The organism is Variovorax sp. 20P10.2.4 (assembly GCF_058244205.1).
This window is the reverse complement of sequence record NZ_JBZAYE010000391.1, coordinates 1-7,124: the sequence shown is the minus strand read 5'-3', so window position 1 is coordinate 7,124 and position 7,124 is coordinate 1. Positions and strand designations below refer to the sequence as shown.

At 67.4% G+C, this 7,124-nt stretch carries 9 protein-coding genes and 1 pseudogene; all 10 read left to right on the top strand.

The window, feature by feature from the left end:
• Nucleotides 1-37 precede the first annotated feature (37 nt).
• Nucleotides 38-673: a DUF502 domain-containing protein gene (locus AC27VN_RS27950; protein ID WP_093340983.1), complete on the top strand. Its 636-nt coding sequence runs from the start codon at nucleotides 38-40 to the stop codon at nucleotides 671-673.
• A gap of 35 nt (nucleotides 674-708) precedes the next feature.
• Complete coding sequence (aspS, locus tag AC27VN_RS27945; RefSeq protein ID WP_093340982.1) at nucleotides 709-2,520, top strand: aspartate--tRNA ligase; 1,812 nt, start codon at nucleotides 709-711, stop codon at nucleotides 2,518-2,520.
• A 64-nt stretch (nucleotides 2,521-2,584) separates the two neighbouring features.
• A complete protein-coding gene (locus AC27VN_RS27940) occupies nucleotides 2,585-2,866 on the top strand; it encodes a type II toxin-antitoxin system prevent-host-death family antitoxin (protein WP_490878638.1) in 282 nt (93 codons plus the stop codon).
• Nucleotides 2,867-3,178, top strand: coding sequence for a CcdB family protein (locus tag AC27VN_RS27935; RefSeq protein ID WP_490878637.1), 312 nt, complete (start codon nucleotides 2,867-2,869; stop codon nucleotides 3,176-3,178).
• Nucleotides 3,168-3,644: a dihydroneopterin triphosphate diphosphatase gene (gene nudB, locus AC27VN_RS27930; protein ID WP_490878636.1), complete on the top strand. Its 477-nt coding sequence runs from the start codon at nucleotides 3,168-3,170 to the stop codon at nucleotides 3,642-3,644. The genes AC27VN_RS27935 and nudB overlap by 11 nt, the downstream gene beginning before the upstream one ends.
• On the top strand, nucleotides 3,641-4,396 hold the full coding sequence (locus tag AC27VN_RS27925) for an endonuclease/exonuclease/phosphatase family protein (RefSeq protein ID WP_093340976.1): 756 nt from the start codon (nucleotides 3,641-3,643) through the stop codon (nucleotides 4,394-4,396). The genes nudB and AC27VN_RS27925 overlap by 4 nt, the downstream gene beginning before the upstream one ends.
• A 73-nt stretch (nucleotides 4,397-4,469) precedes the next feature.
• On the top strand, nucleotides 4,470-5,201 hold the full coding sequence (gene folE / locus AC27VN_RS27920; RefSeq protein WP_490878635.1) for a GTP cyclohydrolase I: 732 nt from the start codon (nucleotides 4,470-4,472) through the stop codon (nucleotides 5,199-5,201).
• A 1-nt stretch (nucleotide 5,202) separates the two neighbouring features.
• Nucleotides 5,203-5,625, top strand: a complete 423-nt coding sequence (locus AC27VN_RS27915) for a BLUF domain-containing protein (protein ID WP_093340973.1) — start codon at nucleotides 5,203-5,205, stop codon at nucleotides 5,623-5,625.
• Between the two features lie 74 nt (nucleotides 5,626-5,699).
• Complete coding sequence (locus AC27VN_RS27910; protein ID WP_490878634.1) at nucleotides 5,700-6,581, top strand: EamA family transporter; 882 nt, start codon at nucleotides 5,700-5,702, stop codon at nucleotides 6,579-6,581.
• Between the two features lie 3 nt (nucleotides 6,582-6,584).
• Nucleotides 6,585-7,124: pseudogene (locus AC27VN_RS27905) on the top strand (DUF429 domain-containing protein); the annotation flags it as partial.

Sequence of the window (7,124 nt, the reverse complement as noted above, 5' to 3'; positions counted from 1 at the left end):
CGAACCGCCCGCCGCTCTTCAGAGAAGAAACCTCCCGATGCTCGCCCTGCGCAAATGGTTGCTGTCCGGCCTGCTGGTGATCGTGCCGCTGGTCATCACGCTCGGCGTGCTGAACTGGATCATCGGCACGCTCGACCAGACGCTGTGGCTGCTGCCCGAGCAGTGGCAGGTCTGGCTCAGCGACCACCGGGTGCGCGGCCTGGGCGTGCTGCTCACGCTGGCGATCCTGCTGGTGGTGGGGGCCGCCGCGAGCAATTTCGTCGGCAAGCGCCTGCTCGGCTGGGGCGACGCCGTGGTGCGCCGCATCCCGGTGGTGCGCTCGATCTACTCGAGCGTCAAGCAGGTCTCCGACACGCTGTTCTCCGAGAACGGCAACGCCTTCCGCACCGCGGTGCTGGTGCAGTGGCCGCGCGAGGGCGTGTGGACCATCGCCTTCGTCACCGGCGCGCCCGGCAACGAGGTCGCGGAACACCTGGGCAACGAGGAGTTCCTCAGCGTCTACGTGCCCACCACGCCCAATCCCACGGGCGGCTACTTCGTGATGCTCAAGCGCAGCGACTGCATCGAGCTCCTGATGAGCGTGGACGAGGCGCTCAAGTACATCGTCTCGATGGGGGTCGTCGTTCCCGGCAGTCCCGCCAGCATCGCGACGACCAAACCGTCCAACCCATAAAAACGAACGCGCCGCAACGGCGCCGGAATCTAGCCATGGCCATGCGTACTCACTATTGCGGTCTCGTGACCGAAGCCCTGTTGGGCCAGACCGTCACCCTTTGCGGCTGGGTCAACCGTCGCCGTGACCACGGCGGCGTGATCTTCATCGACGTGCGCGACCGCGAAGGCTACGTGCAGGTGGTGTGCGACCCCGATCGCGCCTCGACCTTCGCCGTGGCCGAGAACCTGCGCAACGAGTTCTGCGTGCAGATCACGGGCCTCGTGCGCGCACGCCCCGAAGGCACCACCAACGACCAGCTCAAGAGCGGCAAGATCGAAGTGCTGGCGCACGAGCTCAAGGTGCTCAACCCCTCGGTCACGCCGCCGTTCCTGCTCGACGACGACAACCTGTCGGAAACCACGCGCCTCACGCACCGCGTGCTGGACCTGCGCCGCCCCGCGATGCAGCGCAACCTGATGCTGCGCTACAAGGTGACGATGGAAACGCGCAAGTTCCTCGACGCCAACGGCTTCATCGACATCGAGACCCCGATGCTCGGCAAGTCCACGCCCGAAGGCGCGCGCGACTACCTGGTGCCCAGCCGCGTGCACGACGGCAGCTTCTTCGCGCTGCCGCAGTCGCCGCAGCTGTTCAAGCAGCTGCTGATGGTGGCCGGCTACGACCGCTACTACCAGATCGTGAAGTGCTTCCGCGACGAGGACCTGCGCGCCGACCGCCAGCCCGAATTCACGCAGATCGACATCGAGACCTCGTTCCTCGCCGAGGAAGAGATCCGCGAGATGTTCGAAGGCATGATCCGCAACGTGTTCCGCAACGCCGCGGGCATCGAGCTGCCGGTGTTCCCGACCATGACCTACGGCGAGGCGATGTTCAAGTACGGCTCGGACAAGCCCGACCTGCGCGTGAAGCTCGAGTTCACCGAACTCACCGAGCTGATGAAGCGCGTGGAATTCAAGGTGTTCTCGAACGCCGCCACGATGAAGGGCGGCCGCGTGGTCGCGCTGCGCGTGCCGGGCGGCGGTGCCGAGGGCGGCCTGTCGCGCGGCGAGATCGACGCCTACCAGGAGTTCGTGAAGATCTACGGTGCCAAGGGCCTGGCCTACATCAAGATCAACGACGCGGCGGCCGGCCGCGAGGGCCTGCAGAGCCCGATCGTGAAGAACCTCGACGACAACGCGCTGGCCGAGATCATCGCCCGCACCGGCGCGCGCAACGGCGACATCCTGTTCTTCGGCGCCGACAAGGAGAAGGTGGTCAACGACGCCATCGGCGCGCTGCGCGTGAAGATCGGCCACAGCGCCTTCGGCAAGAAGAGCGGCCTGTTCGACGACCGCTGGGCACCGCTGTGGGTGGTCGACTTCCCGATGTTCGAGTTCGACGAGGAAGGACAGCGCTGGAGCGCCGTGCACCACCCGTTCACCGCGCCGAAGGACGGCCATGAAGACCTCATGGACACCGCGCCCGAGAAGTGCATCGCCAAGGCCTACGACATGGTGCTCAACGGCATCGAGATGGGTGGCGGCTCGGTGCGTATCCACCGCGAGGAAGTGCAGAGCAAGGTGTTCCGCGCGCTCAAGATCAGCGCCGAGGACGCGCAACTCAAGTTCGGCTTCCTGCTCGACGCACTGCAGTACGGCGCACCGCCGCACGGCGGCATCGCCATCGGCCTGGACCGCCTCGTCATGCTGATGACCGGCGCCGAGTCGATCCGCGACGTGATCGCCTTCCCGAAGACCCAGCGCGCGCAGGACCTGCTGACGCAGGCGCCGAGCCCGGTCGACGAGAAGCAGCTGCGCGAACTGCACATCCGGCTGCGCAACGTGCAGCCGCAGCAGGCGGCCTGATCGGCGGCGCTTGCCCCGAGGAGGGCGGTGGCTAAAATGGCTAATCACTCCCCGGGAGCCAGCCATGCAGATCACCGCCACCGAAGCCAAGAACCGATTCGGCTACTACCTCGGCCAGGCCGAGCGTGAGCCGGTGCATGTGATGAAGAACGACCGCGTGGCGGTCGTTCTCGTTTCTGCTGCGCGCTTTGCGGAACTCGAGGCGCTGGAGCAGAAGAAGTCGTTGGCTCAGCGCAAGCGCGAGTTCAATGCGCAATACAAGGACTGGATCGCCGAGCAGAACGAACTGGTGGAGAAACAGGGCTTGTGGTGCGAGGGGATGGTGTCCTGGCAGGAAGCGTCTTGAATGGCGCAGTTCGACATCTACGAGAACCCTCGGCCTGAAGCGCGCCGGACGGTTCCCTACGTCGTCGACGTGCAAAGCGGCCTGCTCGATCACTTGTCGACCCGCCTTGTCATTCCCGTGTTTCGTGTCGGCGCGCGCCAGGCACCGGTCAATTTGTGCCCTCCGGTGGAAATGGGCGGGGAGACCTTGTCCCTGATGCCGCACCTGGCGGCCCCTCTGTCGGCCAAGCTTCTCAAGAAGCCCGTCGCCTCGCTCGCTTCCCGCGCCAGTGAGGTCGCAGCCGCCATGGATGCCGTGCTCAGTGGCTTCTGATGCGCGCCCCTTCAAGATCCCCCAGTCCGTACTGGTCGTGATCCACACGCCCGCCCTCGACGTGCTGCTGATCCGCCGCGCCGACGCCGAGACCGAGTTCTGGCAGTCGGTCACCGGCAGCAAGGACGCGGAGGACGAGCCGCTGGCGCTCACGGCCGCGCGCGAGGTCGCGGAGGAGACCGGCATCCTGTGCGGGCAGGGCAGTGCGCTCGCGGCGCAGCTGGTCGACTGGGGCCTGCGCAACGTCTACGAGATCTATCCGCGCTGGCGGGCACGCTATGCGCCGGGCGTCACGCACAACACCGAGCACCTGTTCGGCCTGTGCGTGCCCGAGCGCGTGGTGCCGGTGCTGGCGCCGCACGAGCACACCGACTGGCGCTGGCTGCCGTACCGCGAGGCGGCCGATGCCTGCTTTTCCCCATCGAACGCCGAAGCCATTCTGTTGCTGCCAGAATTTGCGCGATGAACTCGCAGACGCCCAACTTCCGGGTCGCCACCTACAACATCCACAAGGGGGTGCAGGGCATCGGGCCCGCGCGGCGGCTCGAAATCCACAACCTCGGCCACGCCATCGAGCAGCTCGACGCCGACATCGTCTGCCTGCAGGAAGTGCGCAAGATGAACCGCCAGGCCGCGGTGCGCTTTCCGCGCTGGCCCGAGCTGCCGCAGGCCGATTTCCTCGCGCCCGAGGGCTACACGGCGGTCTACGAGACCAATGCCATCACGCGCCACGGCGAGCACGGCAACGCGCTGCTCACGCGCTGGCCGGTGCTGCGCACCAACCACCAGGACATCTCCGACCACCGCTTCGAGCAGCGCGGCCTGCTGCACGTGGTGATGGAGGTCGAAGGGCGGCCGGTGCACGCCATCGTGGTGCACCTGGGGCTCATCAAGGGCAGCCGCGTGCGGCAGGTGGCGCGGCTGCGCGAATTCATCGAGCGCGAGGTGCCGAACGGCGAGCCGGTGGTGGTGGCCGGCGACTTCAACGACTGGGGCGCGCGCATGCGCTACGCGATGAACGCCATGGGCCTGCGCGACACCAGCGACCTGCGCGGCCCGCGCACGCTGACCTATCCCTCGCGGCTGCCGGTGGCGCAGCTCGATTTCATCTACGGCCGCGAGATCGAACCGCTGACCAGCAGCGTGCCGCGCGGCCCGATCTGGGCCCGCATGTCGGACCACCTGCCACTGGTCACCGACTTCTTGCTGCCGAATTGATAGCAAGGCCCGCAGAAGGAGCGGGCATTCGCGGCCCGAACGGCGGGTATGCATTCACTGGTACGATGGCCCGATGCTGAGGAAAATCGAAGTGGACACGCTCCCCGTTCCCAAAGACGACGACGAGGGCACGCCCGTCTCCGTGAAGATCCGCGAACGCCTGCACGCGGCGCGCCGGCGCTTCAACGCCAACGACAACATCGCCGAGTTCATCCAGCCCGGCGAGCTCGAGGCCCTGCTCGACGAGGTCGAGGGCAAGATGAAGGGCGTGCTCGACAGCCTGGTGATCGACGTCGAGAACGACCACAACACCGACAACACCGCGCGGCGCGTGGCCAAGATGTACGTCAACGAGGTGTTCCGCGGCCGCTACGTGCCGCCGCCTTCGTTGACCGAATTCCCCAATGCCGAGCACCTGAACGAGCTGATGATCGTCGGCCCGATCACGGTGCGCAGCGCCTGCTCGCACCACTTCTGCCCGATCATCGGCAAGCTCTGGATCGGCGTGATGCCCAACGAGCACACCAACGTCATCGGCCTGTCGAAATACGCGCGCCTCGCCGAATGGGTGATGGGCCGTCCGCAGATCCAGGAAGAGGCCGTGGTGCAACTGGCCGACCTGATCCAGGAAAAGACCCAGCCCGACGGCCTCGCGCTGGTGATGGAGGCCGAGCACTTCTGCATGGCCTGGCGCGGCGTGAAGGAAATGGACAGCAAGATGATCAATTCCGTGATGCGTGGCGTGTTCCTCAAGGACCCGAGCCTGCGCCGCGAATTCCTGTCCCTCCTGCCCCGAAAGAGCTGACATGCTGGTCCGACTCCTCTACGCCAGCCGCGCCGTCGACACCAGCCCCGCGGCCATCGAGGCGATCCTCACGCAATCGCGCTCGCACAACACGACCTGCGGCATCACGGGCATCCTCTGCTACGGCGGCGGCACCTTCCTGCAGGCGATCGAAGGCGGCCGCATGGCGATCAGCGAGCTCTACGGGCACATCCAGCGCGATGCGCGCCACAAGGACGTGGTGCTGCTGCACTACGAGGAAATCTTCGAGCGCCGCTTCGGTGGCTGGACCATGGGGCAGGTCAACCTCTCCAAGCTCAACGCGTCCACGCTGCTGAAATACTCCGAGAAGCCCGAGCTCGACCCGTACAAGGTCTCGGGCAAGGTCTCGCTGGCGCTGCTCGAGGAGCTGATGGCCACGGCGGCCATCGTCGGGCGCCACTGAAATGCGTCGGGGGCCTCGGCCCCCTTTTTGTTGCCTGCCGGCCGGTGGGCGAGCGACTTCCCTGATCTGATCCCGTGCCTCTTTCCGCATTCGCGCTGATCCTGCTTGCAGGGCTCATCCACGCGGGCTGGAACATCGTCGCCAAGAAGGCCAACGGCGACGTGCGCTTCAGCTTCCAGACCAGCGTGTTCAACATGCTCCTCTGGGCGCCCGTGGGCATCGTGCTGGGCTGGAACGTGGTGCCCCACTGGGGCGCGACCGAGTGGGGCTTCGTCGTGCTCAGCGGCGTGCTGCACATCTTCTATTTCATCGTGCTGCTGCGCGGCTACCGCAAGTCGGACCTCACGGTGGTCTATCCGCTGGCGCGGGGCTCGGGGCCGCTCTTGTCGTCGCTGGTGGCGGTGCTGTTCCTCGGCGAGAAGATCAGCCTCGTGGGCGTGGCGGGCATCCTGGGCGTGGTGGGGGGCGTGTTCCTGGTCGCCGGCGGCCCGAAGCTCTGGCACAAGGCGCACGACCCGGCGCAGCGCGAGCGCGTGCACAAGGGCATCCGCTACGGGGTGCTGACCGGCGGCTTCATCGCGGCCTACACCGTGGCCGACAGCTACGCCGTCAAGTTCCTCGCGATGTCGCCGATCCTGCTCGACTACTTCGGCAACCTCGTGCGCCTGGTGCTGCTGCTGCCGGCCGCGCTGCACGACCGCACCACCACCGCCCGCATGTGGCGCGCGCAGTGGAAGTACGCGCTGGTGGTGGCGGCCGTGAGTCCGGTGTCGTACGTGCTGGTGCTCTACGCGGTGCAGCAGGCGCCGATCTCGCATGTGGCGCCCGCGCGCGAGGTGTCGATGCTGTTCGCGGCGCTGATCGGCGGCCACCTGCTGCGCGAGGGCGACCGGCTGCTGCGCCTGCTGGGCGCGCTCTTCATCGCCGCGGGCGTGGTGGCGCTCGCGCTGGGCTGAGCCATGAGCCAGACGCGTCCGGGCCCGCTGCTGTTCGGCTGCGATTTCTCGAGTGCACCGACCGCGCGCAAGCCGATCGTGGTGGCCATCGGCGCACCGATGCCCGATGGCGCCGTGGCGTTGCACGAGTTGCGGCGCTTCACCACGCTCGAGGCCTGGAGCCGCTGGCTGCACGCCACGCCGGCCTGGGTCGGCGGTTTCGACTTTCCGTTCAGCCTGCCGCGCGAGCTGGTCGAGCACCTGGGTTGGCCCGTGCGCTTCGAGCCGCTGATCGCGCATTACGCCGCGCTCACCCGCGCCGAGATCCGCGAGACCTTCGCGGCCTTCTGCGCCGCGCGGCCGGTGGGCGGCAAGTTCGCGCACCGCGCCACCGATGCGCCCGCGGGTTCCAGCCCGTCGATGAAGTGGGTCAATCCGCCGGTGGCTTTCATGCTGCACGCCGGGGTGCCGCCGCTGCTGTCGGCCGGTGCCCATCTGCCGGGGCTGCGCGCGGTGCAGCCGGCCGATCGGGTGGCGCTCGAGGCCTACCCCGGGCTGCTGGCG

Excerpts from the sequence above, each read along its gene's own strand:
- AC27VN_RS27925 (WP_093340976.1), top strand. The coding sequence starts at position 3,641 with ATGAACTCGCAGACGCCCAACTTCCGGGTCGCCACCTACAACATCCAC.
- folE (WP_490878635.1), top strand. The coding sequence starts at position 4,470 with ATGCTGAGGAAAATCGAAGTGGACACGCTCCCCGTTCCCAAAGACGAC.
- AC27VN_RS27915 (WP_093340973.1), top strand. The coding sequence starts at position 5,203 with ATGCTGGTCCGACTCCTCTACGCCAGCCGCGCCGTCGACACCAGCCCC.
- aspS (WP_093340982.1), top strand. The coding sequence starts at position 709 with ATGGCCATGCGTACTCACTATTGCGGTCTCGTGACCGAAGCCCTGTTG.
- AC27VN_RS27950 (WP_093340983.1), top strand. The coding sequence starts at position 38 with ATGCTCGCCCTGCGCAAATGGTTGCTGTCCGGCCTGCTGGTGATCGTG.
- AC27VN_RS27935 (WP_490878637.1), top strand. The coding sequence starts at position 2,867 with ATGGCGCAGTTCGACATCTACGAGAACCCTCGGCCTGAAGCGCGCCGG.
- AC27VN_RS27940 (WP_490878638.1), top strand. The coding sequence starts at position 2,585 with ATGCAGATCACCGCCACCGAAGCCAAGAACCGATTCGGCTACTACCTC.